Annotated in this window: 27 protein-coding genes and 2 pseudogenes; 13 read left to right on the top strand and 16 right to left on the bottom strand. The window is 63.9% G+C overall.

What is annotated here, in order from left to right; translation table 11 throughout:
- Positions 1–302 precede the first annotated feature (302 nt).
- On the bottom strand, positions 303–1,004 hold the full coding sequence (locus ACQPW1_RS10945; RefSeq protein WP_433662610.1) for a PAS and ANTAR domain-containing protein: 702 nt from the start codon (positions 1,002–1,004) through the stop codon (positions 303–305).
- A 252-nt stretch (positions 1,005–1,256) separates the two neighbouring features.
- On the opposite strand from ACQPW1_RS10945, the gene ACQPW1_RS10940 reads away from it, so the two are divergent.
- Positions 1,257–1,550, top strand: coding sequence for a DUF6907 domain-containing protein (locus tag ACQPW1_RS10940; protein WP_433662609.1), 294 nt, complete (start codon positions 1,257–1,259; stop codon positions 1,548–1,550).
- Positions 1,551–1,555: 5 nt separating this feature from the next.
- On the opposite strand, the gene ACQPW1_RS10935 is transcribed toward ACQPW1_RS10940, so the two are convergent.
- Together ACQPW1_RS10935 and ACQPW1_RS10930 are read right to left on the bottom strand one after the other, a co-directional pair.
- Complete coding sequence (locus tag ACQPW1_RS10935) at positions 1,556–1,681, bottom strand: hypothetical protein (RefSeq protein ID WP_433662608.1); 126 nt, start codon at positions 1,679–1,681, stop codon at positions 1,556–1,558.
- Between the two features lie 58 nt (positions 1,682–1,739).
- Positions 1,740–3,362: an FAD-dependent oxidoreductase gene (locus tag ACQPW1_RS10930; protein WP_433662607.1), complete on the bottom strand. Its 1,623-nt coding sequence runs from the start codon at positions 3,360–3,362 to the stop codon at positions 1,740–1,742.
- 190 nt (positions 3,363–3,552) lie between these two features.
- On the opposite strand from ACQPW1_RS10930, the gene ACQPW1_RS10925 reads away from it, so the two are divergent.
- Positions 3,553–5,724 carry a catalase gene (locus tag ACQPW1_RS10925; protein ID WP_433662606.1) on the top strand — a complete coding sequence of 724 codons (2,172 nt, stop codon included), beginning with the start codon at positions 3,553–3,555 and terminating at the stop codon, positions 5,722–5,724.
- 557 nt (positions 5,725–6,281) lie between these two features.
- On the opposite strand, the gene ACQPW1_RS10920 is transcribed toward ACQPW1_RS10925, so the two are convergent.
- The gene (locus tag ACQPW1_RS10920; protein WP_433662605.1) at positions 6,282–6,614 is read right to left on the bottom strand and encodes a hypothetical protein; all 333 of its coding nucleotides are present in this window, start codon (positions 6,612–6,614) and stop codon (positions 6,282–6,284) included.
- Between the two features lie 208 nt (positions 6,615–6,822).
- On the opposite strand from ACQPW1_RS10920, the gene ACQPW1_RS10915 reads away from it, so the two are divergent.
- The 3 genes from ACQPW1_RS10915 to ACQPW1_RS10905 all read left to right on the top strand — a co-directional run bounded on the left by ACQPW1_RS10915 (position 6,823) and on the right by ACQPW1_RS10905 (position 11,118).
- Positions 6,823–8,427 carry an FMN-binding glutamate synthase family protein gene (locus tag ACQPW1_RS10915; RefSeq protein ID WP_433662604.1) on the top strand — a complete coding sequence of 535 codons (1,605 nt, stop codon included), beginning with the start codon at positions 6,823–6,825 and terminating at the stop codon, positions 8,425–8,427.
- Between the two features lie 73 nt (positions 8,428–8,500).
- A complete protein-coding gene (locus ACQPW1_RS10910; protein WP_433662603.1) occupies positions 8,501–9,178 on the top strand; it encodes an ATP-binding cassette domain-containing protein in 678 nt (225 codons plus the stop codon).
- Entirely contained in the window at positions 9,175–11,118 is a 1,944-nt protein-coding gene (locus ACQPW1_RS10905; RefSeq protein ID WP_433662602.1) for a YhgE/Pip family protein, read from the top strand. The genes ACQPW1_RS10910 and ACQPW1_RS10905 overlap by 4 nt, the downstream gene beginning before the upstream one ends.
- Before the next feature lie 196 nt (positions 11,119–11,314).
- Here ACQPW1_RS10905 and ACQPW1_RS10900 read toward each other — a convergent pair whose 3' ends face one another.
- The 3 genes from ACQPW1_RS10900 to sigK all read right to left on the bottom strand — a co-directional run bounded on the left by ACQPW1_RS10900 (position 11,315) and on the right by sigK (position 12,922).
- Positions 11,315–11,470, bottom strand: coding sequence for a hypothetical protein (locus ACQPW1_RS10900; protein ID WP_433662601.1), 156 nt, complete (start codon positions 11,468–11,470; stop codon positions 11,315–11,317).
- Positions 11,471–11,984: 514 nt separating this feature from the next.
- The gene (locus tag ACQPW1_RS10895) at positions 11,985–12,251 is read right to left on the bottom strand and encodes an RskA family anti-sigma factor (RefSeq protein WP_433662600.1); all 267 of its coding nucleotides are present in this window, start codon (positions 12,249–12,251) and stop codon (positions 11,985–11,987) included.
- A complete protein-coding gene (gene sigK, locus ACQPW1_RS10890; RefSeq protein ID WP_433662599.1) occupies positions 12,248–12,922 on the bottom strand; it encodes an ECF RNA polymerase sigma factor SigK in 675 nt (224 codons plus the stop codon). The genes ACQPW1_RS10895 and sigK overlap by 4 nt, the downstream gene beginning before the upstream one ends.
- Before the next feature lie 73 nt (positions 12,923–12,995).
- Here sigK and ACQPW1_RS10885 point away from each other — a divergent pair, with 73 nt between their 5' ends.
- Positions 12,996–13,346, top strand: coding sequence for a helix-turn-helix domain-containing protein (locus ACQPW1_RS10885; protein WP_433662598.1), 351 nt, complete (start codon positions 12,996–12,998; stop codon positions 13,344–13,346).
- Here the strand turns inward: ACQPW1_RS10885 and ACQPW1_RS10880 are convergent.
- The gene (locus ACQPW1_RS10880) at positions 13,314–14,960 is read right to left on the bottom strand and encodes an IS1182 family transposase (protein ID WP_433665190.1); all 1,647 of its coding nucleotides are present in this window, start codon (positions 14,958–14,960) and stop codon (positions 13,314–13,316) included. The two genes, ACQPW1_RS10885 and ACQPW1_RS10880, sit on opposite strands and share 33 nt — an antisense overlap.
- 90 nt (positions 14,961–15,050) lie before the next feature.
- Between ACQPW1_RS10880 and ACQPW1_RS10875 the strand changes: the two genes are divergently transcribed.
- Entirely contained in the window at positions 15,051–15,899 is an 849-nt protein-coding gene (locus tag ACQPW1_RS10875) for an IS630 family transposase (RefSeq protein WP_433662597.1), read from the top strand.
- A gap of 7 nt (positions 15,900–15,906) precedes the next feature.
- Here the strand turns inward: ACQPW1_RS10875 and ACQPW1_RS10870 are convergent, their stop codons facing one another.
- The 3 genes from ACQPW1_RS10870 to ACQPW1_RS10860 form a co-directional block, all read right to left on the bottom strand.
- Positions 15,907–16,653, bottom strand: coding sequence for a nucleotidyltransferase family protein (locus ACQPW1_RS10870; protein WP_433662596.1), 747 nt, complete (start codon positions 16,651–16,653; stop codon positions 15,907–15,909).
- Between the two features lie 284 nt (positions 16,654–16,937).
- Positions 16,938–17,228, bottom strand: coding sequence for a hypothetical protein (locus ACQPW1_RS10865; RefSeq protein ID WP_433662595.1), 291 nt, complete (start codon positions 17,226–17,228; stop codon positions 16,938–16,940).
- Positions 17,229–17,289: 61 nt separating this feature from the next.
- Positions 17,290–17,910: a hypothetical protein gene (locus ACQPW1_RS10860; protein WP_433662594.1), complete on the bottom strand. Its 621-nt coding sequence runs from the start codon at positions 17,908–17,910 to the stop codon at positions 17,290–17,292.
- A 193-nt stretch (positions 17,911–18,103) separates the two neighbouring features.
- Here ACQPW1_RS10860 and ACQPW1_RS10855 point away from each other — a divergent pair.
- Both ACQPW1_RS10855 and ACQPW1_RS10850 read left to right on the top strand, forming a co-directional pair.
- Positions 18,104–18,355, top strand: a pseudogene (locus ACQPW1_RS10855) (transposase); the annotation flags it as partial.
- Positions 18,247–19,335 carry an IS3 family transposase gene (locus tag ACQPW1_RS10850; RefSeq protein WP_433653973.1) on the top strand — a complete coding sequence of 363 codons (1,089 nt, stop codon included), beginning with the start codon at positions 18,247–18,249 and terminating at the stop codon, positions 19,333–19,335. The pseudogene ACQPW1_RS10855 and the gene ACQPW1_RS10850, both read left to right, overlap by 109 nt.
- On the opposite strand, the gene ACQPW1_RS10845 is transcribed toward ACQPW1_RS10850, so the two are convergent.
- A complete protein-coding gene (locus ACQPW1_RS10845) occupies positions 19,296–19,997 on the bottom strand; it encodes an SAM-dependent methyltransferase (protein WP_433662593.1) in 702 nt (233 codons plus the stop codon). The genes ACQPW1_RS10850 and ACQPW1_RS10845 overlap by 40 nt on opposite strands.
- 38 nt (positions 19,998–20,035) lie before the next feature.
- The gene (locus tag ACQPW1_RS10840; RefSeq protein ID WP_433662592.1) at positions 20,036–20,434 is read right to left on the bottom strand and encodes a hypothetical protein; all 399 of its coding nucleotides are present in this window, start codon (positions 20,432–20,434) and stop codon (positions 20,036–20,038) included.
- A gap of 430 nt (positions 20,435–20,864) precedes the next feature.
- On the opposite strand from ACQPW1_RS10840, the gene ACQPW1_RS10835 reads away from it, so the two are divergent.
- The 3 genes from ACQPW1_RS10835 to ACQPW1_RS10825 all read left to right on the top strand — a co-directional run bounded on the left by ACQPW1_RS10835 (position 20,865) and on the right by ACQPW1_RS10825 (position 23,176).
- On the top strand, positions 20,865–21,755 hold the full coding sequence (locus ACQPW1_RS10835) for a helix-turn-helix domain-containing protein (RefSeq protein ID WP_433662591.1): 891 nt from the start codon (positions 20,865–20,867) through the stop codon (positions 21,753–21,755).
- Between the two features lie 2 nt (positions 21,756–21,757).
- A complete protein-coding gene (locus tag ACQPW1_RS10830; protein ID WP_433662590.1) occupies positions 21,758–21,964 on the top strand; it encodes a DUF397 domain-containing protein in 207 nt (68 codons plus the stop codon).
- A 273-nt stretch (positions 21,965–22,237) separates the two neighbouring features.
- On the top strand, positions 22,238–23,176 hold the full coding sequence (locus ACQPW1_RS10825; RefSeq protein ID WP_433662589.1) for a phosphotransferase: 939 nt from the start codon (positions 22,238–22,240) through the stop codon (positions 23,174–23,176).
- Between the two features lie 227 nt (positions 23,177–23,403).
- Here the strand turns inward: ACQPW1_RS10825 and ACQPW1_RS10820 are convergent, their stop codons facing one another.
- Genes ACQPW1_RS10820 through ACQPW1_RS10810 form a run of 3 tightly spaced genes read right to left on the bottom strand, consistent with a single transcriptional unit; the run spans position 23,404 to position 26,198 of the window.
- A complete protein-coding gene (locus ACQPW1_RS10820; protein ID WP_433662310.1) occupies positions 23,404–24,717 on the bottom strand; it encodes an IS256 family transposase in 1,314 nt (437 codons plus the stop codon).
- A gap of 60 nt (positions 24,718–24,777) precedes the next feature.
- Positions 24,778–25,149, bottom strand: a complete 372-nt coding sequence (locus ACQPW1_RS10815) for a PCC domain-containing protein (RefSeq protein ID WP_433662588.1) — start codon at positions 25,147–25,149, stop codon at positions 24,778–24,780.
- Between the two features lie 2 nt (positions 25,150–25,151).
- On the bottom strand, positions 25,152–26,198 hold the full coding sequence (locus ACQPW1_RS10810; protein ID WP_433662587.1) for an asparaginase: 1,047 nt from the start codon (positions 26,196–26,198) through the stop codon (positions 25,152–25,154).
- A gap of 397 nt (positions 26,199–26,595) precedes the next feature.
- On the opposite strand from ACQPW1_RS10810, the pseudogene ACQPW1_RS10805 reads away from it, so the two are divergent.
- Positions 26,596–26,778: pseudogene (locus ACQPW1_RS10805) on the top strand (hypothetical protein); the annotation flags it as partial.
- Positions 26,779–26,806 lie beyond the last annotated feature (28 nt).

Genomic DNA, 26,806 nt, shown 5'->3' with positions numbered 1-26,806 from the left:
GAAGCTACGACGGGAATGACGACCTGGCCGTGAACATCCCCGGTTCCATCCCCGAAGACGCACAGGAACCGCCCGACTGAGTTATGGAGTCCTAGGCCGTAGGTACGGAGTTCGCCAACGGCATCTCCGTACCACGGTCGAAGCCACCGCGGAACGTGGGCAATCCCGCCCCGGCATATCACGCCGGAACTCCAAAACAACAGGTGGCCAGTGTTGAGCACGAACTCACGGTAGCGTCGAGCCACCGAGTCAAGTCGTCGAGCTGGGCTTGCGTATGTCGATCCGGAAGGCAGGGATCTCCCCTAAGTCAGCGACGAAATCTCCTCTGCTGGATCTGCTTGTTCGTGCACCGTCAGCAACAGGTGATCGAAGCTGGTCCGCTGCGACAACGGGCCACCACCCAGCGCAGTGATCTCGTTGACGAGCAGTTCAGCCAGCTGCCGCAGCTTGGTGTTGGTCTCCTGCGAGCGCCATTGCAGCACCCGGAACGCCTGCTCGGCGTTGATGCCGTACACGAGCATCAACGCACCCTTGGCCTGTTCGATGACCTCACGAGCCTTGATCAGCTCGGGCAGGGTCTCCTCGATGGCCTCCCGGCGACCCTCTTCGACGGAGTCGCTCACATCCACGTAAAAGCCGCTGGTACCGACGACCTCGCCCGCGTCGTCGAGCAACCGGTCACCGACCACGATCACCGAGTGCACCACACCGGTGGTGTCGATGATCCGGTGGCGACTGCAAAACGGTTCACCGGTTTCGAGCGCCATGGCCAGTGCCGCGGCAACGTGTGCACGATCGTCCGGATGCTTGTGCGACAACAGCAACTCGGTCGTCAACACCACCGAACCCGGCCGGTACCCATGCATCACCGCGACTTCGTCGGACCACTCCCACTGCTGGTCGGCGAACCAGAACCGGAAACTACCAACACTTTGCGGTCTACCCGCCACCATCTGCCCCAGCGCATCCGCGCCGCACGGTGCAGTCTGCCCAAACTCCGTCACGATGCCAATTATCACGGTTGACCAGCCCAGGTCGCGACGGTCCAAGGCCACCAAGCTGGTGTCGCCCTCGGTTCATCGCTGGTATCCGTCGGGGGTGTGTCGACCAGACGCCGTAATGGCCGACATGGGTGCTGGGCACCAACCCGAGTAGCGGCGAAGCTGCGTCGGCGGATCATCCGATACGACGCGCCGCCGTGCGCGACTACTCTGGGAAGGTTGTTGCGGTGGAGGATCAGGGAAAGGCTCCGACAGATGTCGAATGTCGTGCACTTACGCAATTGCCCGTCGTGGTGTGAACGCCACTACGATCCCGACGAACCCGACGGCGAAAACCTCCACTTCGCCGAGGACGAGACCATGCGCGTCGCCGAGGACGCCAATCCTCGCCGCGTAGGACTCGCCCGCTCCGACAACCTGATAGCAGGCCAACCACACACCAGCATCGTCGTCGACCTCGGCGACGGCGGCCACGAGATGACTGTCAGCCAAGCAGCGGAACTCGCACGACTGATCCTCACTCAGGTAGCCCGCGCAATCGAGGAGTAGCCGCCCTACAACCCGAACACCCACACTTCGCGTCGTCGGTGATGCCGCCGGGAGATCGCCCCCGGCGACACCTGCACCACCTCGATCGTCGCCTTCTCTCCAGGAGCGACGATCAGTTCCCACGCCGACATCGGCGACCTCGAAGCCCGCCGGCTCGATGAGGTAGATGAGCACGCAAACCCTATGGGCTCACGCGGAGCGGGCGGGATCGGGATCGTCGGCGCGGCAGCCGCGATAGCGAACGCCATCTTCCACGCCACCGGTTCCTGGATCAGGGACCTTCCGATCCAGCCGACCGACTCCTGGTCGGCATCTCCCATCCCACCCGATGAATGTGCCTCGGTCTCGTGGCGTGAGCGGACGAGTCGCGGGCCCTTCGAGCATGCTGCCGTCCGAGGAGAACCGCGAGCCGTGTAGCGGACAGTCCCAAGTCTTTTCGGCGTCGTTCCACGCGACGATGCCGTAGAGGTGCGGGCATATCGCCGACACGGTCGTCGTCTTGCCGTCCACCGTGCACGTCGCGACAGGGCGCAGACCGGTCCGGCGCACTGTGCCCGCGCCCTCGGCAGGTGTGGGCCCGTCACCGTGTAGTCCGGCACGTAACCAGCCGCTCACCATGGCAAGTCCCACACCACCATTGGCCTTCGCCGCCGTCGCCAAGCCGGTGAGCTCGCGGAGCCGCCATGATTCCAGCACGCCGGCCCACTCCGGGCCGCCGCCGAACGCCCGGCCCGCTATGGCCAGTGCCGCAGCGACTCCGTTGGTCATGCCCCACTTCGAGTACCCGGTCGCGACGAGGATGTGTTCGCTACCCGGCAGCAGGGGCCCTACATACGGCAATCCGTCGATCGGCGAGTAATCCTGAGCCGACCACTGATGTGTCAATTCAGCTTCGGGCCAATACCTTTGAGTCCATTCGATGAGATCGTCGACCTGAGACCGGGTATCGGGCTCCCGTCCGACGACGTGCCCGTTGCCGCCGACCAACAGCAGCTCACCCCGCGGGTCGGGCGCGTAGCGCAGTGACCTCGTCGGCTGATCGGCGGACAGATACATTCCGCGTTGGATCGGCTCGGGCACCTCGAACGCGAGCGCGTAGGAACGCTGCGGCTCCAGCCGGGCGAAGAACCCACCGCGATCGAGGATCGGCGTCCCGGTCGCCAAAACGACTGACCCAGCACGGATCTCACCGTGCTCGGTATGGACGACGTCGCCTTTGACGCCGACGACCCTGGTGTTCTCGAAGATCACCGCGCCATGACTTTCGGCGTTCGCGGCCAGTCCGTGCAGCACGGCCATGGGATCGAACTGGGCTTGGCCCTCGACCCGGACCGCCCCGTAGGTGGGGAAAGGCAGCTCCAGCTCGTACACCCGGTCCGCATCGAGACCAGCGGCGCGACAGGCCGCGAACTCCGCCTCGACTCGCGCGGTACCCGACGGTGTTTGGGCGTAGGTGAACGCCGACTCCCGCTGGATGTCGATGCCGTGATCGGCGCAGAAGCCCAGCAACCACCGTTGCCCTGCACGATTGGCCTCGACGTAGGCGCGCAGCGTCGCCTCGGAGTGCTTTTTCGCGATGCTCGACAGGTGGGTGCCCTGGAGCAGGCTCACTTTCGCGGTCGTGTTTCCCGTCGCAGCGGCACCTAGGCTGCGTGCCTCCAGCAACGCCACGGAGGCGCCGCCGCGAGCCAGCAACAACGCCGTCGTCACTCCGGTGATACCACCGCCGACGATCACATGGTCGAACCGCAGTCCGAGCTCGAGGGTCGGATACGGCTTTGCGTGCACTCGATCCAGCCATAAGGAAGTCACGAGTCGCGAATGCCCGTCCCTGATCCCGCGAAACTCGGCTCCACCGGCCACTGGATTCCTCGCCGATGCGGCGTTTGCTTCCCAACCGGACGGGGCATAGCCGGTCCGGTGTCGGCGTACGCCGACCCCGCGCTCTCTCGACCGCCATCGTGGGAGCGCTTCGTGCCCGTTCGATCACAGGAGGTGCCGAATGCCCGGATCCCGCCGTCGTGCGAAGCCGAAAACGCAGCCCATCGCCCCGGGTGCACCGGCCAGCGCAGGAGCTAACGTGCAAGAGCCGACCAAGCCCCGCGAGCCGCTTGCGCCGAAGCCGGATCAAGCCGCTCCGCGACCGAGCTCCCCGACCGGGACACCGCTCGAGGTCCCCGCCGAGGCCATGGCCCAGCAAGGCGCTTTCCTGACGACGGCACAGGGCGCACGGCTCCCCGATACCGACCATTCCTTGAAGGCCGGACCGCGCGGACCAGTCCTCCTGCAAGACCACCACCTCCGCGAAAAGATCACGCACTTCGACCACGAACGCATACCCGAACGGGTCGTTCACGCGCGCGGAGCCGCCGCACACGGCGTGTTCGCCGCCAACGGTGCCGCCGAGAAGATCTGTTGTGCTTCATTGTTCGAAAAGGGCAAAGAAACACCGGTTTTCGTGCGTTTCTCCACCGTGCTCGGTTCCCGCGGATCGGCCGACACGGTGCGCGACACCCGCGGATTCGCCACGAAGTTCTACACCGATGAGGGTGTCTTCGACCTCGTCGGCAACAACATCCCGGTGTTCTTCATCCAGGACGCCATCAAATTCCCCGACATCATCCACGCGGCGAAACCGCACCCGGACCGCGAAATCCCGCAGGCCCAAAGCGCCCACGACACCTTCTGGGATTTCGTCACGCTACACACCGAGGCCACCGCGCACACTCTGTGGAACATGTCCGATCGTGGGATCCCGCGCTCCTATCGGATGATGGAGGGCTTCGGGGTGCACACCTTCCGCCTCATCAACGCGCGCGGCAAGACCGTCTTGGTGAAATTCCACTGGAAGCCGAAACTCGGTGTGCACTCCCTGCTCTGGGAAGAAGCGCAGATCGTCGCGGGCGTCGATCCGGACATGCATCGCCGCGATCTGGCAGATGCCATCGAATCCGGTGCCTTCCCGCAGTGGGATCTGGGCGTACAGGTATTTCCCGACAACGACGAGCAGACCTTCGAGGGGATCGATCTGCTCGACCCCACCAAGCTTGTACCGGAAGAGCTCGCGCCGGTGCAGGTCATCGGCACGATGACGCTCAATGCCAATCCGTCGAATTATTTCGCCCAGACCGAGCAGGTCGCGTTCCACCCTGGTCACCTTGTTCGCGGCATCGACCTGACCGACGACCCCCTGCTGCAGGGTCGCCTGTTCTCCTATCTCGACACCCAGATCTCGCGCCTCGGCGGGCCCAACTTCGCGCAACTTCCGATCAACCGCCCGCACGTCGGGACCAACGACATGTTGCGTGACGGAATGCACCAGACCGCAATACATTCCGGAGTCGCGCCCTACCGTCCCAACAGTCTCGACGGGGGTTGCCCGTTCCTGGCCGGAAACAAGGACGCCGCGCTGATCGAATATCCGGAAACCGTCGAAGGAACGAAGGTCCGCGCAGCTCCGACGAGTTTCGACGACCACTTCAGCTCGGCGCGGATCTTCTATGCCAGCCTCACTGCGATCGAGCAAGCACATGTCGCCAAGGCGTACACCTTCGAATTGGGTAAATGTTACGAGAAGGCGATCAAACAGCGCGCGGTCACCGTGTTGCGACAGATCGACGAGCAGCTCGCCCAGACCGTCGCGGCCGGGCTCGGCATACCGCTGCCGGGAAAGGCGGGCAAGAAGGTCAAGGTGCAGGCATCGCCCGCGCTCTCGCAGATCGGCGGTACCTGGCCCAGCGGCGGTCGCATCATCGGCATCTTTGCCGATACCGACGCCGACCTCGCGGATCTGAGCTCCACTCTCGCCACCATCGCCGATCAGTCGATGACGCCTTTGGTCATCGCACCGCATGGTGGAGAACTCGGAAACGGCGCACAGCAGGTCGTCGTCTCGCGCACCCTCGACACCGCCCGCTCCATCGAATTCGACGCACTCCTGATCGCGAGCACCAGCGCAGACCTGCGGCTGAATCTGCTACTCCAGGAGGCACATCGCCATCTCAAGGCCATCGCCTACACCCCGGCCGGCACCGACGCTATACGCGCCGCGGGTATCCCGGACGGCTCAGCCGGCACGCAAGCAGCCGACACCATCGCCGCGGCATTCGACGCGATCTCTGGTCTGCTGCCCGAACACCGAGTTTGGGCACGGGCCAGCGAATACAGCGAGTAGACCAACACCGTCGGTACCGACGCAGAACATGCGCCAGGCCCGGCGACAGGAAGGTTCGCGCCCACCGATTCCTGGCGGGCGCGAACCAACCACGCCGACGGCCTCATCGCCACGCGGCCGCGCGCGTTGTACAGCCCACCTTGGCTGCGGGCCTACGCGCACAAACCCACTTCATCGGTAGGGTGAGCAGATTCGCGGCACAACACCGCCCCCTCGCGAGCCGGCCCGGATCGGATCGGCCGTACTGGTACTTTCCGGAGCAGGCGGCAGCTGTGTCACTGAGGCGATTGGGCCGTGAATGCGCAGACCTCCATCCGCAATATCGTTGGCGCACAGCGGGTTTGGGCGAGTGGGTCGATGCAAGTCGACACCGGGAGGTAGCGGCTGTGGCGCACTCGCGCGGCCCGGGCCGCGACCATCATCGACCGGACCGCCGACTCCAGGCCCGCCGCGTGAGGACCGCCGTAATCACGCCAGCGGCTGGCTGAATCACGCACCTGCGCAATCAGATTCGAGGGCAGTCCACCAGCTCGCATCCTACGCAGGCACACATAGGTCTAATGTCCCCGCTGGTCGGTCAAATCCAGCCCTTCCTTGGCTTTGATACGACGATGTTCGAGGAGGATCCACCCCACGCCGCCTCCGGACAACACCGCTGCCGAAATGCCGCCGATCAGGGCCCAGCCCGAGTATCCATAACCCGCTGCGGTCAAGCACAACGCTAAGGCGACGATCCCCATCGCACAGAGGACGATTCCGGGGATGTTGTATCCGTCTTCGATTCCCTCCCCCGCGTGGCTTCTGGTTGTTCGCGTGTGGTCGGGGAACCGACTCCGGTCCCGGTCGCGGCGCTGTGGCAGCGAAACCGGTCGCTGATTCGAGAACGTCATCAGATCTCCCTTCGAATGTGTACAGGGGTGTTACCCGCCGAAGCGAAACCCAACCGACGGGCTGGCACCTATGCGTTAGCGCTGTTCAGGAAGACCGATGACCGCCCTTCGCCACCAGTTACCGGACTCGCTGGGCGACTACCTCTGTATGCCTCCGGCAAACCCACCGACGGTGAATGGTCTCGCCGCTGGCGGGTAACGACAGCACATGCTCAGATTCTTCCTAGTCGGTTTCCTCGCGATCGCGACCGTTGCGGTAGGGGTCGCCGCGGCGATCGGTTCATGGGCGTGGTGGGTGCTGCTCGTCGTCCTGCTGGTGTTGCTCGCGGTCGGTGTCTACGACCTGGTGCAGAAGCGGCATTCGGTGCTGCGGAACTATCCGGTGCTCGGACACCTGCGGTACCTGCTGGAGAGTCTGCGTCCGGAGTTGCAGCAGTACTTCATCGAGCGCAACTTCGACGGGCGGCCCTATGACCGAGACATCCGCTCGATGATCTACGAGCGGGCGAAGGGCATCCACGGCGAACTCTCGTTCGGCACCGAACGCGATATCGAGGAGGTCGGCTACGAGTACCTCGTCCACTCCATCGCCCCGGTGCCGGAACCCGAGGAGCATCCGCGAGTGGTGATCGGCGGCCCGGACTGCACCAAGCCGTACTCGATGTCACTGCTCAATGTCTCCTCGATGAGTTTCGGCGCACTCTCCGCCAATGCGTTGCGGGCGTTGAACAAGGGTGCGGCGCTCGGCGGATTCGCGCACGACACCGGTGAGGGCGGGCTGACGCCGTATCACCTCGACGGCGGCGGCGACCTGATCTGGGAGATCGGCTCGGGATACTTCGGCACCCGCACGGACGAGGGCCGATTCGATACGGACAAGTTCACCGAGCTGGCCGCTCATGAACAGATCAAGGCGGTGTCGATCAAACTCAGCCAGGGCGCGAAACCCGGCCTCGGCGGCGTCCTGCCCGCGGCGAAGGTCAGCGAGGAGATCGCCCGATATCGCGGCGTGCCCGCACACGAGAAATGCGTAAGTCCTTCGGCGCATTCGGCTTTCCACACCCCGCGCGAGCTGATCCAATTCGTCGCCCGATTGCGGGAACTGGCCGACGGCAAGCCGGTGGGTTTCAAATTGTGTGTTGGTTCCCGTATCGAAGTACTCGCCATCTGTAAGGCCATGCTCGAGGAGGGCACCGCACCCGATTTCATCATCGTCGACGGTGCCGAAGGCGGAACCGCCGCTGCCCCTTTGGAATACGAGGATCACGTGGGTCTGCCACTCACCGATGGGCTGATGACAGTGCACAACGCGCTCGTCGGCACCGGTCTGCGCGACCGGATCAAGATCGGGGCCAGCGGCAAGGTCGCGGTCGGCAACGACATCGTCAAGCGTCTCATTCAGGGCGCCGACTACACGAATTCCGCTCGCGCGATGATGATGGCGGTCGGGTGTATTCAGGCGCAGCTGTGCCACACCAACGAGTGCCCGGTCGGTGTCGCGACGCAGGATCCGCGGCGGGCGCGGGCACTGGATGTCGCGGATAAGAGTGTGCGCGTGCGTCGCTATCACGAGGCGACCGTCAGCCAGGCCGTGCAGATCATGGCATCGCTGGGAGTCTCAGATCCCGCTCGCCTCAACACCCACATGCTCCGTAAAAAGGTGTCGCCGACCGGCCAGCATTCTTATGCCGAGCTCTACGAATGGCTTGCTCCGCGACAACTGCTGGTCGAGCCGCCGGAGTCGTGGGCCGTGGATTGGGCGGCGGCCGAGCCGGATTCGTTCCAGCCCGATATTCAGGGTGTCCGAGGGTGACGATTGCGCGGGTGGAATCGCCGGGGTGCGGCATTGCCGCTCAGCAAACGGAACGGTCTCTATGCTCGATCGGATGACGTGGGTGGGTGTTGATGTCGTTGCCAGCAACCTCGCTGCGCGCGGGTCGGCGGGGTGTGCCTTCGAGAACGTCTACCTGGAGATTCCCGCCGGTCGACTCGCCGTGGTGGTCGGGTCGGCGGGTTCGGGGCGCACGTCACTGTTGTGGGCGTTGGCGGGCCGATTGCGGCTGGTGACCGGTCGCCTCGTCGTCGGCGGTCGGCGCTATGACGAACAGCCGCGCGCGATTCAGGACCTGGTGGCGGTCGCGCGGCTCGATCCAGGCTGTGTGCTCGATCCGCGGCTTCGGGTCGGCGAGGTGATCGATGAGCGCGCACTGATCGGGGGAGCGCGGTTCACCGCAGCCACCCTGGACGCGACCTTCGCCGCGATGGGTGTGGCCGCGCCCGCCGCGCAGCTACAGGTGGGGGAGCTGGCACCCGGCGAACAGTTGGTACTGGCCGTGGCGTTGGCGGCGGCGCAACAGCCGGGCGCGATCGTTGTCGATGATGTCGGCGCGGGCTGCACTGGCGGTGAGGCGCGGTGGGTCTGGGAGTGCTTGCGCGCCTTGACCGATCACGGCTGCACCGTCATCGCCGCCGCGTCGGAGTCGCCGCCGCTGGACGACGTCACGGTGATCACCCTCGCCCACCCCCGCGATGCCGAGTTGGCCGACCTCCAGGAGAACGTGTGAAGGCACTACGTCTGGCGCTGCTCGAGTTTCGGCGATTCCGTGGTCCGCTGCTGCGCAAGCTTGTTCCGGTGGGACTCGCGCTGGTGCCGCTGCTGTACGGGTCGTTGTATCTGTGGTCGAACTGGGATCCCTACGGCAAGACCGATCAGATTCCGGTCGCCGTGGTCGTCGAGGACCAGCCGGTCACCGCGAACGGTCAGGTGGTCGACGCGGGCAAACAGTTCGAGCAACAACTGCGCGCCACCCCGAAGTTCCAGTGGCACTTCGTCGATCGGCACGAGGCCGAGGACGGACTCGTGCACGGACGCTTCTATTTCACCATCACCGTCCCGCCGGATTTCAGTCGGAAACTGATCAGCGCCCAGGACCCGATCCCCGAACGGGCTACTCTCGGAATCACTCTCAACGACGCCAACAACTTCATCGTCGGTGTGGTCGCCGATGTCGCGCGCTCCGAACTGCAGAACCAGGTGAACACTGCCGCGCACGCGGCATATGCCAAAGCCATCTACGGCGACCTCACCCTGGTCAAACAGCAACTCGACGTCGCGTCGACCGGCGTGCACGCCCTGGTCGACTCGTCGATGCTGGCCCAGCAGGGCACCGCCGCGCTGGCCACCGGTCTGGCCGGGTCGACCGCCGGTGCCGCCCAAATCACCGACGGCGTACAGCAACTCGCGCAGGCGAGGAACGAGGTGGACGCCGCGGTGAGTCAGCTCGTCGACACCGGCACCGCGACGCTACCGACGGCGGCCGGGGCACTGTCGAATGCGACCGGTGCCGCCGCGCAGTCGCTCGAACTCGTCAGGGGCGGTGTCGATCTGGTGCATCAGCAAGCCGACCAGGGCAATGCCGACCTGCGCCAGCTCGCGGTCGCGCACCCAGAGTTACTGGCCGACCCTGTATTCCGGCAAGCGCTCGACCATGCGCAAACGATCGCGACGACCGCGGGCAACGCGGCGGATACCGCCAGGCAAGCCCATGACGCCGCGGTCCAGGCCAGCGACAAAGCGGGCCAGCTCGCGGGCAATGTCGATACCGTGCAGCAGAACCTGCGTGCCGCCGCGGTGCCACTGCATGCGCTCACCGCCGGTGCCACGGTCGTCTCCGGTGGGGCTGTTCAGATCACCAACAGTCTCGCGTCACTACAGGCCAGCAGTCGGACGTTGCAAACCGGTGCCGACCAATTGCATTCCGGCGCAACCACAGTCGCCGACACCGTCGATATGGCCCTGGCGAAGATCCCCGATACCAGTCCCGAACAGACTGCCGCCGCGGCCGATGTGCTCGGCTCGCCCGTCGGCATCGTCAGCCACAATCTCAACCCGGCCGGGTTGTACGGGCGCGGTTTGACGCCGTTCTTCTTCGCGATCGCCCTGTGGGTGCTCGGGCTGCTCGCGTACCTGTTCATCCAGCCGCTCAACCAGCGCGCCGTGGCCAGCAGGATCAGCCCGCTGACCGTGGCCGTCGCGGGTTGGCTTCCGGTGGCCGGGCTTGCCGTGGCCGGCGGGCTCATCCTCTACGGCGTCGTCCAGGTCGGGTTGCGGCTCGATCCCGTGCACCCGGTATGGACGGCTGGGCTGATGGTCCTCGCGGCCGCGGCGTTCGTCGCGATCGACCACTTCCTGCGGGTCGCGTTCGGCGTTGTCGGCGAAGGACTTTCGCTCGTACTGCTGATTCTGCAGCTGACCTCGTGCGGCGGGCTGTATCCGGTCGAAACAACACCCGCGCCGTTCCGCATGCTGCATCCACTACTGCCGATGACCTATCTCGTCGACGGCCTTCGGGTCACCGTCTCCGGCGGACTGACCGGTAATCTGTTGCGCGACATCGCGATTCTGCTCGCATTCCTACTCGTTTCCCTCGGGTGCACGACGTTCGCCGTGCACCGCCAACGAATTTGGACTGTGGACCGTCTCCATCCCGCTATCGAGATCTGAGTGCCTGCCCGAGCGGTACGGCGTACGCGTGCTCCTTCCAGTCGCCCGTCGGCAGCACGTCCCAGCGCATGCCGCCGACCAATTCATACCCGCAAGGCGCCGAATCTACGTCGCGATCGGCGCACTGGGCGACGTCATAGTCCGAGGAGCACCACAGCCAAATATACAGCAGCAGCGTTCTAGGAGCCGGGTTGAACTAGTTGCGGCTGCGACGAGAGATCGCTCCCCACGCCGCCGTCGCGACGAACAGTACGAGTCCGACGACAGCGAGCCAGAACAGGCCTTTGACAACGAAGCCGAGCACAGCGAGCACCAGCCACACCACGAGCAAGATTGCAATCAAAGTCAACATTGGCCCAGCATGCCACGAACACCGTGCTACACCGGGGAAGACGCATCAGTCCGAGATATCTGGGGCGAACTGGGAGTTGAGTCGAGCCACCACGTAGCCGCCTTGGCGCAAACCAGCCGGTTCCTCTGTGTTTGTCAAGCGGCTCGCTCAATTTTTGTCGTAGCTGCGTGATGGCGGGTTCCGGATGATCTATCCCAGAGGATTTATTCCAAAAATGTTGTGCTGCTCAGCAATTGAGACGTCGGCGTCGCCACGGTCGCTCCACGGCGTTCACCGAGGTTCCGCGCAAGAGCGCCGCCCGAATCGCTGGAGTGCCAGCGGGTCACGCCATGGGTCGGCTGCTGCGATCTGCGGCCCCGGTGTGGCATCGCGAACTAGAGGTCTGGGGCGTTCACGGCTGGTTCACGTTCCTACCGGTTCGCCGCCAAACGTATCAGCGCAGCGGCGAGGTGATGAGTCTTTCTGTCGTCGAAACCTTGTGGGGCGGGGGCGGATCCGCTGATATTCGATACTCCTACCGGCTGCCTTTGGGGACCTCAGCGTGGCTCACGTCGTCGTGGACTGCTGACAGCACGGATGCGCGGACCCGCATCGGAGGTGGGGTCGCCGTGGCGATGGAGAGCACAGCGAATACCTCTCTAGTACGTTGTATTTCCGCCTGGAATTGCGCCCGTAGCGGGGCGTCTTCGGCGTCGAGCACGTCCTGTAACGCGCTGCCGTTGTCGCCGCCGATCGCTGCGAGCGCCACCGCGTGCGCGAGATCGGTCCAGACCTCGTTCAACTCAGCTCACCCAAACTCTTCTTCAGTCGACTCAGGCCGCCCCGTATTCGGGATTTAGCGGTCGGCAACCCTATGCCAAGGTAGTGCGCCACCTCGGTATAGGTGCGTCCGCCGTAGTAGGCGAGCGAAACAGCCTCTCGTTGTGTCTCGGTCAAGCTGGCCAACCCGGCGAGCACGGCCTGTTGTTCAAGCCGCCGCTCCACCTCTTCGCTGACTTCGTCGAATTCCTCACGAATGTTTTTCAACCAATAGGCCGCTTCGTGCTGGGACGCAGACTGCTCAGCACGAACGCGATCTACCGCCCGCCGGTGTGCGAGGGTCATCAACCAGCCGACAGCAGAGCCTTTGGCCGGATCGAAAGTCGCGGCGCAGCGCCACACCTGTAGATAGACTTCCTGTGTTGTCTCCTCGGCATAGCCGGAATCGTAGAGCACCCGCAATACCACGCCGAACACGCGCGCGCAGGTCCGGTCGTACAGCTCCGCGAACGCATCCTCGTCCGATTGGCCGCAGCGCCGCAATAGCGTGGCAAGCTCGGCGCTTTCGGCCGCCCGGGCAGTTACCGCAGCATGCGTCGCTGGCCGGGCGGCCCCTTTCTGTAATGAGTCATCTTTGGGTGCCACCAGCAACCGTGTCACAACACTTTGTCCTGTGTCATCGGCCAAGAGCATAGGGCAACGGCTGTGCGATACCGAGTGGCTAGTGCCTCGGCCAGAAAGGTTGCGGCGGTAATGGGGTGTCGGGTTGATCGCGAGCTCGCGGCCGGTGATGCTGCTTGCGGAGGTGGTGCCGGTGGCCCGGAAGCCGGAAGTGTTTGTGCGAGTGGTGACCCCGGAGGAGGGTCGCCGGTTGCAGAAGATCACGAAGACGAGCAGGCAGCCGATCAGGGTGCGGCGCGCGATCGTGGTGATGGCTTCCGCGCAGCGGCAGCCGGTCCCCGCGATCGCCCGGCTGATGCAGGTTTCGGAAGCCTATGTGCGGCAAGTGATTCACGAGTTCAACGAACGGGGGTTCGAGGCGCTGGACCCAAAATGGACACCGTTGGCGAATTCCGGTGTGCTGTCAGACTGTTGGCCGGAGGGCGGCGAAGTGTGATAACCGGGTCGGGGCGAGTGGTGTGTTCTCCCACCAAGCGTTGAGGCGGTTGAGGTTCATGCCTGCAGCAGTCAGCAGGTGCTGGAGGCTGGTCTTGGCTAAGCCTCGATAGCGGGATCGGCGGAGGCCGTAAGCTCGGATGCCTTGAGCCACAGTCCCTTCCACGCCCGCGCGGTGCTGGTAACGCTGTTGCCATTGATCGGTCTGTTGGTCGGCGCGGCCCAGTTGGAGAGCTTGGTGCTGGGCACGATGGCGGATGGTGAGCCGTCGGCCCGAACTGGAGCGGGTGCAATGCTCACGGGCCGGACAGGGGCGGCATGCCGAGTGTGGGAATCGGACCCTGATGACCGGGACTCCGTCCTGGGATCGGTCAGATTTCCAGTCGGTGGAGGCGGTGCCTTGCGGGCAGGTGACCCGCTCGTTGTCCCAGTCGATTCTGAAGTCGTGCAGGGTGTAGCCCCTGTCGGCTGCGGCTTGCCAGCCGGTGGCCGCCTTCACCGGCCCCAGCAGTTCGACACCGTGCTGCTGCTGCGTAGCGACGAGCAGGTCGGCATCGACATAACCGGCGTCGACCAGATGCACGTCGGGAAGCAGATCCCGCTCGGCCAGGCTGGTATGGATCGCCGCGGTCATCGCCATGTCCGGGACCGGTGCCGGTGTGGTGGCGACCTGGGTGATCAGGTGCGGCGCGTCGGGCTCGCAGGTTTCGGTGAGATGGACCTTGTAACCGTTCCAAGAGGTGTCGCGTTTGGTGCCGGTGCGCGCTTGCTCGTCATAGGGCGAGCAGTAGCGGATCGCCGCTGGTGGCAGGTCTTTCTTGTCTCTCCAGGCCACCGCCTCGTCGGTGAGCTGGTATTGCTGCACCCATATCCTTCGCAGCAATTCCACTGCGGGCAGCTGCCGCAGCCACGTTGCGGCAGCGGGTGCGGTGACCGCCGACAGCACGGTCATGCCATCGGAACCGATCTGGTTCGCGTGGGCGGCCCGGGCCGCCCAGCGGCTCGGGAACCGAGTGTCTTCCGACCGGGCACTGTATCGGTCGAACCACTCGGGTTCGGCGATACCGGCCAGCCAGTCGGGTGCCGCGGCGGCAAGGGCGTTGAGCGCGGATCGTAGTGTCTCGGTCACGAACTGGAGCCGGTTGAGGTCCCGGACCGATGCCAGCACATGAGTGGAATCGCTGCGTTGCCGGCCACCCGGCTTCAGCAATCCGGCTTGTCGAACGGCTTCCAGGACCGCGTCGAGCACACGCTGCTCCAGCCCGCCCGTGATCAGCCGGGAACGGAACTCGCTGAGCACCGAGTAGTCGAAACCTTGATCGGTCAACTCCAATCCCAGAGCGTATTTCCAGTCGATCCGAGCCCGAACAGCGTGTGCCGCTTGACGATCGGTGAGTCCTTCGGCGAACTGCAACACCGACACCAGCGCCAGCAACGCCGGTGAAATCGCGGGTTGACCGCGGCGTGAGAACACCTCCGCGAACTCGGCATCAGCGAAGATCTGCCCCAGAACATCCCGCATCCGCATCGCCAGGCAACCCTCCGGAAACACGGTCCGAGCGACCCGAACCGTCTCCACCGGAACCTCATCCCACCTGCGCGGACGCAACGACACCACAACCTCCATCGACATCATGCCCGAAACATCGATGTCAATCATGCCGAACCCGCACCACCCCAAACGAATTCGCCAACGGTGTCCAAAATGAGCGGGGGCAGGCCGAAGAAGGTCGATCGGGCGACGCGTGAACGCATCGCCTGCATCGCTCGGTGCTGTCCCCGGGACCTGGGTTGGCCGTTCTCGGTGTGGAGCCTGTCGAAACTGCGAGAAGCGCTGGCCACCAACGAGATCGCCAGCATCAGTCGCGAGACTCTGCGCAAGATATTGAAAGCCGAGGGTGTGTCGTGGCAGGCCACCAAGACCTGGAAGGTCGGCACCGACCCCGAGTTCACCGCCAAAATGAACCGGATCCTCGACCTCTACGACCACCCGCCCGCAGGCGGGCGGGTGGTCTGCGTGGACGAGTTCGGACCGTTGAACCTGCAACCCCGCGCAGGTCGCGGCTGGTTCACGCAGCGAAAACCGAAACGATTGCGGGCGACCTACCACCGCACCCAGGGCGTGCGGCACCTGCTCGGGGCGTTGGACCTGAGGACCGGCAAGATCCACTACCGGATCCGGGATCGGAAGCGATGGCAGGAGTTCCTGGCACTTCTGAAGTCGCTGCGGGCGCGCTGGCCCGACGAGAAGCTCTACGTCATCGCCGATAACTTCTCCCCGCACAAGCGAGCCGAGGTGCGGGCCTGGTCAGCGGCCCACGACGTGGAACTGGTGTTCCTTCCGACCTATTCGTCGTGGTTGAACTGGATCGAGTCCGAGTTCGCGGCCTTGCGTTACTTCGCGCTCAACGGCACCGACCACCGCAGCCACGGCGAACAGGACGCCGCCATCGGTGCCTATATCCGCTGGTACAACCAGCACGCGCAACCCAAACGCGAGTTCGCGGTCAACTCCAAGATCCGGCTGCCTGATTACCTACCGAAGGTTGCTTGACGAGGCACTAGGTGTTTAGATCAGTGGTCCGGAATTCCTCGGCCAGCACACGCCCATGTGCGCGAATCTCTTTGGACGCCTCGATCACGTCCTTGACGGTGTCGATGCCACGCCAGTACCCGGACAGTCGATAACCCACCAGCCGCCCGTCAGCGGCCAGCATCGGGAACGTGCTGTCTTCGTGATCTCCCCTGTCCGGCAACAACTCCACGACTTCAGGGTTGAACACGTACACCCCGGCGTTGATCCAGTACGGCAGCTCCGGTGACTGCGTGAAGCCCTTGATCAGATCGCCTTGCAGCTCCGCCACGCCCCAGTTCGACCGGTAAGGCGACAGGGCGACGGTGACATCGCCGCTCCGCTCGGCGTGGAACGTCGTGAGGTCGGTCAATGAGAAGGTGGTGATCACGTCACCGTTCAACACGAAAAACGGGGAGTCCGGGTCGGCCAGCTGGCGAGCGGCGTACTTGAGGCCACCGCCGCGCCCTAGGGGCTCATCTTCGATCGCGTACCGGACTTCGAGACCGAACAGGGAGCCGTCGCCCACGTAGTCGCGGATCATCTCGTGCCGGTAGCCGCCGCTGATGGTCACGAAATCGACGCCGTGCTGTGCGAGCCACGTAAGTTGATAGCCGACGATAGGTGCGCCTGCGACGGGCACCATGGCTTTCGGGGCGTCGTCGGTGTATGGCCTCATGCGGGTGGCTTGGCCTCCGGCCAGGATGAGAGCTTGTGTCACCGGTTGTACGGACATGCGCCTCCTTTTTTGTGCTATCTAACTGGGAACTCTTGTCGAGCGCGGGTCACCCTTGACGCGGCTCGTGTGATCTGACTGACAATGCCTGGGCGGGACGGAATCAGCAGCAGCCCCGCGCAGTTGCCGGTGGTCGCGACGCCCCCAGGGTGATCGCCGTTCCTGGGGGTGTCAGACGAGAGCATCTCCCTGGTCCGGCAATGGGGGCGGCCAGGGGCATTGTCGAGTTGGGTTATTCACGTGGGTGTCTCGGTGGGGCGGTGCTCTGGCCCGGCGGATTCGGTTCATGGTTCCCCGCGATCCTTGGCGGCGGGTGCGGGGATGGTGTGCGGGAACAGGCTTTCCGCGCCCTGTTGGACTTGGGAGACACGGAAGATGCGGTAGCCGTCGGGGAGTTCGGCGCGGAAGCTGTACTCGTCCAGCCAATGCAGATCGGCGTTACGGGAGGCTTCAGCCGCCGCCATCAGTCGGTCGACGCAGTCCTCTTGCGTACCGACGTGCAGTGCCGTGCCGCGTTCCTGGTCGGCCGGAGGGTCAGGGATCATTTCCAGTGCGTAGAGGGCATTTTCGGCCATCGCGGGTTACCGTTCGGGCTGCGCCGCAGCGGGCGCGTCGGCGGTCAACTGGGCGATCACGTCACGGTTGACTTCGGGGGGCAAGGCCCAGTGCCTGCGCCCAGGCCAAGGCGATAGGTCCGCCTTCTTTGCACTCGGCTACCCATGCGGCGGTGTCGGCGCGGGTGTCGGCGCGGTGTTCGCTGAGTCCGGACCCGAAGGGCAGGAAGGCGGCGTAGGCGATGCGGTAGGGGTCGAAGATCATCGCCCTCACACCGCTGTGTTTGGCCGGGGACCGATCGAACAGGGCTGCTAGGCGCTGGTCGTAGGTGTAGCGGGTCGGGCTGGCGAAGACCTCGATGCCACCGCACCAGGTCAGCCCGAAACCCCACAGTCGCGGAAACAGCTCGCGCGAGCGTGCCGCAGTGTCGTTGATCCCAGACCAGCCGTCGAAGTTCTCTAGGCCGATCCTGGCGCAGGCCAGGTCGGTTGCTGTGTGCTCATCCACCGACGCGATAGCCCAGAACTGAATGAAATCCCATCCGGCAGAAGTGGTTTCACCCAGAGACTGCCCGTGAGTACCCACCATTCCCGCCATCAGCGCGCGAACATAGGGCTCCTCGGGTACTGAGACAGCGCGGTCGATGCTCTCTGTCGACACGTTAATCCCTTCTGTTGCAAAGAGTTTCAGGACACCCGGCATACCGCGGACAGCATGACCAGGCGGGTTGCGGGCAGTTCGGGGTCAAGAGCGTTCTGTACCGGGACCAAACCCGGCGATTGCGGATCGAACCCTTTGATGAGCGTTTCGATTTGCTCTCGTGATCGGAACGTCGGTTGAGGCTCCCCCCAAGCAGTGGACACCGATTTAGCGGGATCGCGGTCCTGCTGGAAGGATGTCCAGTATGTCATCGTCTCGGAAGCGCCGGTCGTTCACGGCCGAGTACCGGGTCGAGGCCGCGCATCGGGTGATCGATTCCGGTCGCACGATCGCCGCGGTGGCTGGCGAGTTGGGTTTGCATGAAAGCCTTCTCGCTAAATGGGTCCAAGACGAACGCCGCCGGATAGCGGCGGCCGAGGTACACGGCGAGCAGCCGTTGAGCCCGGCCGAGCGGGCAGAGTTGCTCCGGTTACGCAAGCAGGTCAGCGAGCTGGAGAAAGACGTCAGTTTCCTAAAAAAAGCGAGCGCGTACTTCGCGGCGATGCAGCAGAACCGGCCCGGTTCGAGCTGATGGCAGCGCAGTGCGCCGCCACCGAAATCAACGGCAGCACAGCCGATATCACGCGCATGGCGCGGTTGTTGAGTGTATCGACCTCAGGGTTCTACGCGTACCTGAAGCGGAAGACGGCCCCTGTGTTGACCGATCGGCAGCAGCGGCGCGCCGACTTGACGGTGAAGATCCTTGCCGTCCATAAAGACTCCGATGGGACCTACGGGGCTCCGCGGATCACCGCCGAGCTGCGCGATCGCGGTGATCGGGTGTCGGAGAAGACGGTCGCGGCGATCATGGCCGAGATCGGGCTGGCCGGGATCAGCCCGCGCACCTTCAAGGTGCGGACCACGATCGTGGACCCGACCGCGTCGTTCCCGGACGACCTGGTGCAACGTCTTTTCGACCAGGGCCGTGTAGACGCAGTCTGGGTTTCCGACATCACCTATCTGACTTGCGGTGAAGGCGATATGTACCTGTGCGCGATCAAGGACGAGCATTCCAAGAAGGTGCTCGGCTGGACCGTGGCCGATCACATGCGGACCGAGATGGTCACCGACGCCGTGGACCGGGCGGTAGCGGCGCGTGGCGGGTCGTGTGCGGGCACGGTTCTGCATTCGGACCGAGGTAGCCAGTACACCGCCAACGACATGGCTGCCGCCTGCGATCGGCACGGTCTGCGCCGATCCATGGGATCGACCGGAATATGCTGGGACAATGCCGGCGCGGAAAGCCTGTGGTCGACATTCAAACACGAATACTACTATCGACACACCTTCGCCACCAAAGCGGAACTCGTTGCAGCAGTTGACAAATGGATGAATTTCTACAACAGTAGAAGACGCCACTCCACGATCGGGATGCTCAGCCCCGACAATTATGAGCGGTCACTCCTCGCGGCCACTTCGGCCGCATAACCCCCCGTCCACCATTTGGGGGGAACCTCAGGTTGTGCCGGGGTGTTCTCGGTGTCGGCGATCATCTGGTGGCGTAGATCCTCGTTCGAGTCGTCGGTGGCGTGGGTGATCACCAGGTAGCTACCGGGTGCCATTACCTCCCGGAATGCCCGGATGATCGCCTCGGGCTGCTCGTCCCGGGTCACGTAGCCCAAGACTCCGGTCATCAGGACCGCGACCGGTTCGCCGAAGTCGATAGTCGAACTGGTTTTGATCTGGTCGATCACGTCGTGCGGACATCTGATGTCAGCCAGTAGCGCTGTCGCGCCGGGCCGATCAGCTAGCAGCGCGTCACAGTGAGCATGAACAATCGGATCGTTGTCCACATATGCGACCCGTGCGGATGGTTCGATCTTGCGGGCCAGATCCCCCACGTCGGGGAAGGTGGGGATGCCCGCGCCGAGGTCGATGAACTGTCGAATGCCCGTCTTGGCCACTGATTCGACTGTCCGACAGAGGAATTGGTGCGACAAGTCCGCGAGCATCTTAGTATCAGGGGCGATAGTCAACATTCGGTGTACCGCTTCACGGTCGGTGTCGTAGTTATCCTTGCCGCCCAACAAATAGTCCCAAATACGTGAGGAGGCAGGCACATTCGGATTCAATCCGGGTACGCGGTCCATGGGTTGCGCCAACCGATCAGGTGTAGTGCGTGCAGTGATTACGCGACCGCCCTTGCGGTGTCGACGATTTCGCGGATCTCGTTGATGGCCCACTCGCCGGTGGTGTAATCGAGCGCCGACACCACGGGCGAAAGATCATCCACCCGCAAATGGTCCAACGGCTCGACAACATCCCAGTAGGCAACCTCTACAGCGAGCCACAGATCGCGATGGCCGGGAAAATTGTCCTCCACGAAAGGCAAGTCAGGGCGCTGTTCGGCTTCGCCGAAATAGACGACTCCCCTTCTGCCGTTCGGGATTTCGACTGTTGATCCGTCCATGCGCAGGCGGTAGGCGGGGCCGGGCTCGCGCCAGTCGGTGAAGGACTCCATCCAAATCTGTCGGTGGGCGATGTGCCAGACGGCCTCGCCGTACTTGGTGGAGGTGATGTGCAGCATGTTCGATCCTTCCGTCTACCAGCTGAAAAGGCGTGAGGCCGGGATCAGGGCTCGGCCTCTATCGGTTATTTGATATCCGTGCTGCCCCGACATACCGCCGTAGTAAACGAGTCCTGCCGATTGGAGGTTCAGCACCGCGCGGCGGGCCGCTGGCCCGGTCAGTCCGGCCGAGCGCGCCAGCGAATCGGCGGACAAGACGCCCCCCGGCCTGAGCGCCGCCAATGCAGCAGTCTCCGCCTTGCTAAGTCGGGTAGTACTTGCCATGCAGATCAGCATGTGTCAAGTGCCAATGTTGGGGTGGTATGACACAAAGGTCCAGGAAATCGGCTCAAAACCGCAGGGCAAGGCTTGGGCCGGGCCGTACGATCGGCTCATAGTGGGCCGCACAAGCGGCCCAGGGTGAGCCGCTAGGGGGAGATATGGGGACAGCGTGACCGATGACGAATCCAAAGAAACGGGCAGCACACTGCCGCGTAGGCAGCTTGGCCGGTTCCTAAAGGACGCCAGAGAAGGAACCGGGTTAAGTCAAGAGCGGGCCGCCGAACTCATGGAGTGGGGCAAGGCTACTTATCAGCGACTTGAGAAGGGGACTTCCGAAAGAGTAAGAGTCCGTGACGTTTTGGCGCTGTGCGAGATATTCGGCCTTGATGACGAGAAGACTGCGATAGCCAAAGGGCTTGCCGAGCAGACTCCCGCTAAGTCGTGGTGGCACGCGTACGGCGATCTCATTCCGGCGACCTTCAATCTGTACGTCGGTCTGGAAGCTGGCGCAAAGCAACTCCGGTTTTGGCAACCGCTGATCGTGCCAGGGTTGCTCCAGACTGCGGACTACTCGCGAGTCCTCGACCGCCAGTTCTTCCCTGACGACACAGAGAGCGAACTCGATCGACGAGTCGAACTCCGAGCCCAACGCCAAGCGATCCTCACACGGAGCCGCCAGCCGGTGACTGTGTCAGTGGTTGTGCACGAGTCGGCGGTGCGGACTGTCGTCGGTGACCAGGGCGTGATGGCTGCCCAATTGCGGCATCTGGCAGACCTGAGCACGCATGACAACATCGACATCCGCATACTGCCGTTCTGGGCAGGCTTCCCGTACGGTAGTGGGCTGCCACCGTTCGTAATACTGGACTTCGGCTTGGATGCACGGGGTAAAGAGTCCGACCCGGCCGTAGTGTTTGCTGAGAACGTCCTGGGCGGGATGTACTTCGAGCGTGCACCCGACGTGCGGAGGTACCGTGAAGCGTACGAGACGTTGCACGCAGCGAGCCCAGACCCCCGCCCAAGCCGAGACATTTTGAGAGCGATAGCAAAGGGAGCATGAGAGTGAGCGTTGATCTGACCGGGGCTAAGTGGTTCAAGTCCAGCCGCAGCGCAGGTGGTCAGGAGTGTGTCGAGGTCGCCTTCCTTGATGGTGGGCATGTCGGTGTCCGGGACTCGAAGAACCCCGCTGGTCCTGCCTTAGTGTTCGCCCCAGGTGAATGGGATTCTTTCACCGCTGGCGTGAATGACGGCGAGTTCCGACGCCCCTAGATCGTCCCGTCGCACGCGGGACCTATCGAGCCCGGCCCCTAATCCCCCTTCGGGCCGGGCTCGATCCATGCCTACAGGTGGTTACGTGTAGCGCTGCAGCAGACCGGATGGTGTGGATGTCGGCGGTGCTCCACGACAGCACCTAGGCGCGGTGGGTACGAAATGCACCGGACCTCACCTCGCTGTGCGGGATCGGCCATCTGGTATAGCCGGGAGCGGCGCGATCGGAATATTCGCTGGTGGAACGTACTGCGCTGACGGCATCATGAGGCCGTGGCCGATGACGAGAGCACGGCGAACCGGATCGAGTGGGGGCAACTACCCCGACAGGTGCGGGCTGCGATCGAGCAACGGATCGGCGGCCGCGTCTTGTCGGCAGGTGGTCAGCGCGGTGGCTTCAGCCATGGAATGGCCGCTCGCCTCGTGTTGTCCAACAACACAACGGCATTCGTCAAAGCAATCCCTACCGACGACGAGCTTGTACCGATGTACCGCGCTGAGGCCCACACCTCCGCCCAACTACCAGCGCAAGTCCCCTCGCCACAACTTCAATCCACATTTGAAACCCACGGCTGGTTCGTCGCGGCCTTCGACGACGTCGACGGCCGCCACCCGAACCTCGACCAGCCCCAAGAGCTGGCCGCCGTACTCACCACTGTCGAGCAGCTCGCCATCGTGCTCACACCCAATCCGATACCGGATGCGCCGACCATCGCCGACGCCTACGGCCCTGAGCTGATCTGCTGGCAGCAGTTCGCCGAACACGGTCCACCTGCCGACTTAGATGAGTGGTCCTTGCGTAATCTCGATCGACTGGCCGAGCTGGAATCGACGTGGGGTGAACGCGCTGTCGGTGAAACCCTGCTGCACACCGATCTTCGCCCAGACAACATGCTGCTGCGCCCCGACGGCACCGTCGTCGTGGTCGACTGGGCATGGCCATGTCGCGGCGCGGCATGGATCGATCTCGTCTCACTTGCGCCGTCGATCGCCGCCAGCGGGATCGACCCGAACCCGATCCTTGAAGTACATCCCGTCACCCGCGGAACCGACCCCGCTGCCATCGATGCTTTCCTCTGCGCGCTGGTCGGCTACTGGGAACGCCACAGCCGCCGACCTCCGCCACCGCGGTCGCCGAAACTCCGCAACTACCAAGCATGTTCGGCGCACGTAGCGCGGGAGTGGTTGAATCGCCGGGTCGGCTGGCTGTAGGTCCCGGCGATAGTGTTCGCTACTGACTGCGCGGCTTCCCTTGGTGTTCGGCGAAACTGAGCAGCGGCACATCGTAGAGATCAGGCCGTGGGGTGCGCCGCATGGCTGGATGGGTGACCTCGATGACGAGCATTTCGGTGAGGAACTGGACTTTTGCACTGAGTAGGTGGCTGGTGTATCCGGTGGCTGAGTGCGAGATATTGTCAAATCCTGTGGATTGGCAAGTTTCAGGCAATCTCCGTTCGGGTGGTGTCGGCCGGGTCGGTTGGTGATGTCGGGGTGATGTCGCGGGGGCGTTCGAGCAGCTTGCCTTTGTGGAACAGGGCACCGTTGCGCACGAGCGCGACCAGTTCGGGTGCGTTGACCTTGCGCCAGCGGCCTTGGGCGGCCTCGATCAGCTTGTAGGCCATGGCAATTCCGGCCGCACGCGAGCCCGGCCCCTTGGTGACCTTCGTGCGTAACCGCACGGTAGCGAAGGTGGATTCGATCGGGTTCGTGGTCCGCAGATGGATCCAGTGCTCGGCCGGATATTTGAAGAACTCGAGCAGCACATCGAGATCGTCGGTGATCTTCGCGACGGCTTTCGGATATTTTGCGCCGTAGTCGATTTCGAATGCTTTCACCGCGATTTGCGCTTTGTCGATATCCTCGGCCATGTAGATGTCCTTCATCGCCGCGATCGCACCGGGATGCGCCGATTTCGGCAGCGCGGCAAGGACATTGGCGCTCTTGTGGAACCAGCAGCGCTGCTCGTGGGTGGTCGGGAACACATCGCGCAATGCCTTCCAGAACCCGAGTGCGCCGTCACCGACCGCGAGCACGGGAGCGGCCATGCCACGTCGACGGCAGCCACGCAGCAGATCAGCCCACGATTCGGTCGATTCCCGGTAGCCGTCGGCCAATGCAACGAGCTCTTTGCGGCCATCGGCACGCACCCCGATCATCACCAGCAGGCATAGCTTCTCCTGCTCGAGCCGCACTTTGGTGTGGATGCCATCGACCCACAGATACACGTAATCGGTGCCCGAGAGGTCCCGGGCGGCGAAGGTGCGGGCCTCGTCCTGCCATTGGCCGGTCAACCGAGTGATCGACGCCGCCGACAGCCCGGCACCGGATCCGAGGAACTGCTCGAGCGCAGGACCGAAGTCCCCGGTGGAGAGCCCATGCAGATACAACAGCGGCAGAACCTCGGCCACCTGCGGCGACTTACGCGCCCACGCGGGCAGGATCGCCGAGGAAAACCGCTGCCGCTCACCAGATTCCGGGTCCACACGCTTGTCGTTGACCCGCGGCGCCTTCACCCTCACCGCGCCCGCCGCCGTGAGGACCTCCCGTTCGGCGTGGTAACCGTTGCGCACCACCAGGCGGTGGCCGTTCTCGTCGAGCTGATCGGCGAACTGGGCAACATAGGCCGCGACCTCGGCCTTCAACGCCGCCGCGAGCATCTGCCGGGCACCGTCACGCACGATCTCATCGAGCAACGACCGGGTCGAACCAGCCGCATCGTTTGCTGAGGGGGTGTTCTGAACTACCGTAAACACGGACGTACCTTCCCGACCGGCGTTGGCGCGCCGGCATGATCAAGACTTCGGACAGATAGATCATCCGGGAAGGTGCGTCCTTCCCGTCATCCACAGGTCTTGATCATTTCTCGCTGAGTGCTCTTTGAGGCCGATGGTGACGTGGATGTGTGGTAGTACTTCGCCAGTGCCCGGGTTGTAGGCGAGGGTGCCTCCGCCGAGGGCTTCGACGTTGGCGAGGTGGACTTTCGACCAGACGGGGGCCGGGGGGGTGTCGAGGCGATCGCAGGTGCCAACGATGTCGACTTCGCTGAATCCTGCGATGAAGGAAGGGATGTAGCCTTGGCGGAGGTTGTTGGTGCGGCAGAATTCGGCGAGCGCAGGATAGAAGTCCTCGCCGTGGTCGAATGCGACTCCGAATGATCGGCCGAGGGTGAGTTCGTGGCTGCGCATGGTCAGTTGCCCTCGCTGAGATTCGTTGGCCACGGCCATGTTTCGGGGTCTCGGTAGCCGCCCGCGGCACCGAATGCCGCAGTGATCGCGCGGTTGTCGCAGTCGATGGCGAGCAGTGTGTGTAGCAAAATGCGTGCCTTGATCGGGTCGAGGTATCCGGCAGAGATGAGTCCGCGGGAGAGCAGGTCGCGCTCGGAACCGGGGAATCCGTAGGTGGATTCGAGGACTGATCCTGCACCTGTGCGGGAACAGAGCACGACCGGGATCCTGCTCGCGAGGTGTTCGAGGATCGGGACCAGGTGGGCGGGCACGTGTCCGGCGCCGAGGCCCGCGATGACAAGACCGTCTACGTGCTCGCTTACTGCACACAGTGCGGTCCCGTCATCGCCGAGAACGATGGTCATGATCGCCACGCGGGTGTCATCAACGGGTTTGGCTGGCACATTCGTGCGGTGAGTGAGGTGGTTGAGTAGCCGCGGATGCCCTTCGACCATGTAACCGAGGGGGCCACCGTTGGGTGATTGGAAGGTTGCGGTACTGGTGGTGTGGGTCTTTCGGACCCGGCGTGCGGCGTGGATCTCGTCGCCCAATACGACGAGACAACCTTGGTCGCGGGCGTGCGGATCGGCCGCGGTTTGGATGGCCGCCAGGAGGTTGGCGGGTCCGTCGGCTCCGGCCATGGTCGGGTTGCGCATCGCTCCGGTCACCACAACTGGCTCGGCCGCCGTATGGAGTAGGTCGAGCAGGTAGGCCGTTTCTTCGATGGTGTCGGTGCCCTGGGTGACTACAGCGCCGTCCGCGTTAGCGAGCCGATCACAGATCGCGTCGGCGAGCGCGGTGACGTCGGAGACTTTCAGCGAGGCTCCGGGCAGCTGCCGGAAGTCCACGACCTCGACTTCGATTTCGGTATCGCCAAGTCCGGGGATAGCTGCGAGGAGTTGGTCGGCAGACAGCGCGGGTGCCACACCACCGGTGGAGGCTCTCGACATGGCTATGGTGCCGCCTAGGGCGAAAACGATGACACGGGGGCAGGTTTCGGCGCTAGACACTCCGGCAGCCTAGTGATCTTCGAGGGCAAGGTCGGCGATAAAGCAGAGTTGCCCTGACGGACGGCGTTGCCCAATTTCCCCTGTATAGTGCGCCCATCTAGAATGAGCCCACAGCGTTGACGGAGACAAGTAGTCTCGGGAATCCGCGAGTTGAGAGAGCTGCCGGTAGCTGCGAAGGCAACCTCGTGGCCTGGGATGAATCCACTCCTGAGTGCGGGTAGGAACGGTCGGCCCCGGTCGGCTCAATGACCTGACGGCTTGCCCCCGTGATCGGGCCGAGTTGAGGCCGCACTGTCGGCGAAGGCGTGGTGGCACCGCGAGTTACCCTGCTCGCCCACGCTCCGCAGGGGTCGATGCCGACGCCCCGGCCCGTCAACGAAGTGGAGTGCCACCACCGATGCTGGACATTGCGCTGATTCGCAAGGAACCCAAGAAGGTTCAGCAAGCTCTGGCCAAACGTGCGGTACACGTCGATCTGTCCGCCTTCCTGAAGATCGACAGCGAGTTCCGCCGAACACAGGTCGAGATCGAGCAGCTTCGCGCAGAACGCAAGTCGCTGTCCAAGCAGGTAGCTCAGGCGACCGCGGACACAGGTGCGTTCGACCAAG

Origin of the sequence: Nocardia sp. CA-128927, assembly GCF_050955855.1 — a bacterium.
GTDB lineage: Bacteria > Actinomycetota > Actinomycetes > Mycobacteriales > Mycobacteriaceae > Nocardia.
Note: the sequence above shows the minus strand (reverse complement) of the source record. Positions and strands in the feature narration are given on the sequence as shown.

Bases quoted from the DNA above. Each gene is read 5' to 3' on its own strand.
- ACQPW1_RS10940 (WP_433662609.1), top strand. From the start codon at position 1,257: ATGTCGAATGTCGTGCACTTACGCAATTGCCCGTCGTGGTGTGAACGC.
- ACQPW1_RS10935 (WP_433662608.1), bottom strand. From the start codon at position 1,681: ATGTCGGCGTGGGAACTGATCGTCGCTCCTGGAGAGAAGGCGACGATC.
- ACQPW1_RS10925 (WP_433662606.1), top strand. From the start codon at position 3,553: ATGCCCGGATCCCGCCGTCGTGCGAAGCCGAAAACGCAGCCCATCGCC.
- ACQPW1_RS10920 (WP_433662605.1), bottom strand. From the start codon at position 6,614: ATGACGTTCTCGAATCAGCGACCGGTTTCGCTGCCACAGCGCCGCGAC.
- ACQPW1_RS10915 (WP_433662604.1), top strand. From the start codon at position 6,823: ATGCTCAGATTCTTCCTAGTCGGTTTCCTCGCGATCGCGACCGTTGCG.
- ACQPW1_RS10910 (WP_433662603.1), top strand. From the start codon at position 8,501: ATGACGTGGGTGGGTGTTGATGTCGTTGCCAGCAACCTCGCTGCGCGC.
- ACQPW1_RS10900 (WP_433662601.1), bottom strand. From the start codon at position 11,470: ATGTTGACTTTGATTGCAATCTTGCTCGTGGTGTGGCTGGTGCTCGCT.
- sigK (WP_433662599.1), bottom strand. From the start codon at position 12,922: ATGCTCTTGGCCGATGACACAGGACAAAGTGTTGTGACACGGTTGCTG.
- ACQPW1_RS10875 (WP_433662597.1), top strand. From the start codon at position 15,051: ATGAGCGGGGGCAGGCCGAAGAAGGTCGATCGGGCGACGCGTGAACGC.
- ACQPW1_RS10870 (WP_433662596.1), bottom strand. From the start codon at position 16,653: ATGTCCGTACAACCGGTGACACAAGCTCTCATCCTGGCCGGAGGCCAA.
- ACQPW1_RS10865 (WP_433662595.1), bottom strand. From the start codon at position 17,228: ATGGCCGAAAATGCCCTCTACGCACTGGAAATGATCCCTGACCCTCCG.
- ACQPW1_RS10860 (WP_433662594.1), bottom strand. From the start codon at position 17,910: ATGCCGGGTGTCCTGAAACTCTTTGCAACAGAAGGGATTAACGTGTCG.
- ACQPW1_RS10850 (WP_433653973.1), top strand. From the start codon at position 18,247: ATGGGTCCAAGACGAACGCCGCCGGATAGCGGCGGCCGAGGTACACGG.
- ACQPW1_RS10845 (WP_433662593.1), bottom strand. From the start codon at position 19,997: ATGGACCGCGTACCCGGATTGAATCCGAATGTGCCTGCCTCCTCACGT.
- ACQPW1_RS10840 (WP_433662592.1), bottom strand. From the start codon at position 20,434: ATGCTGCACATCACCTCCACCAAGTACGGCGAGGCCGTCTGGCACATC.
- ACQPW1_RS10815 (WP_433662588.1), bottom strand. From the start codon at position 25,149: ATGCGCAGCCACGAACTCACCCTCGGCCGATCATTCGGAGTCGCATTC.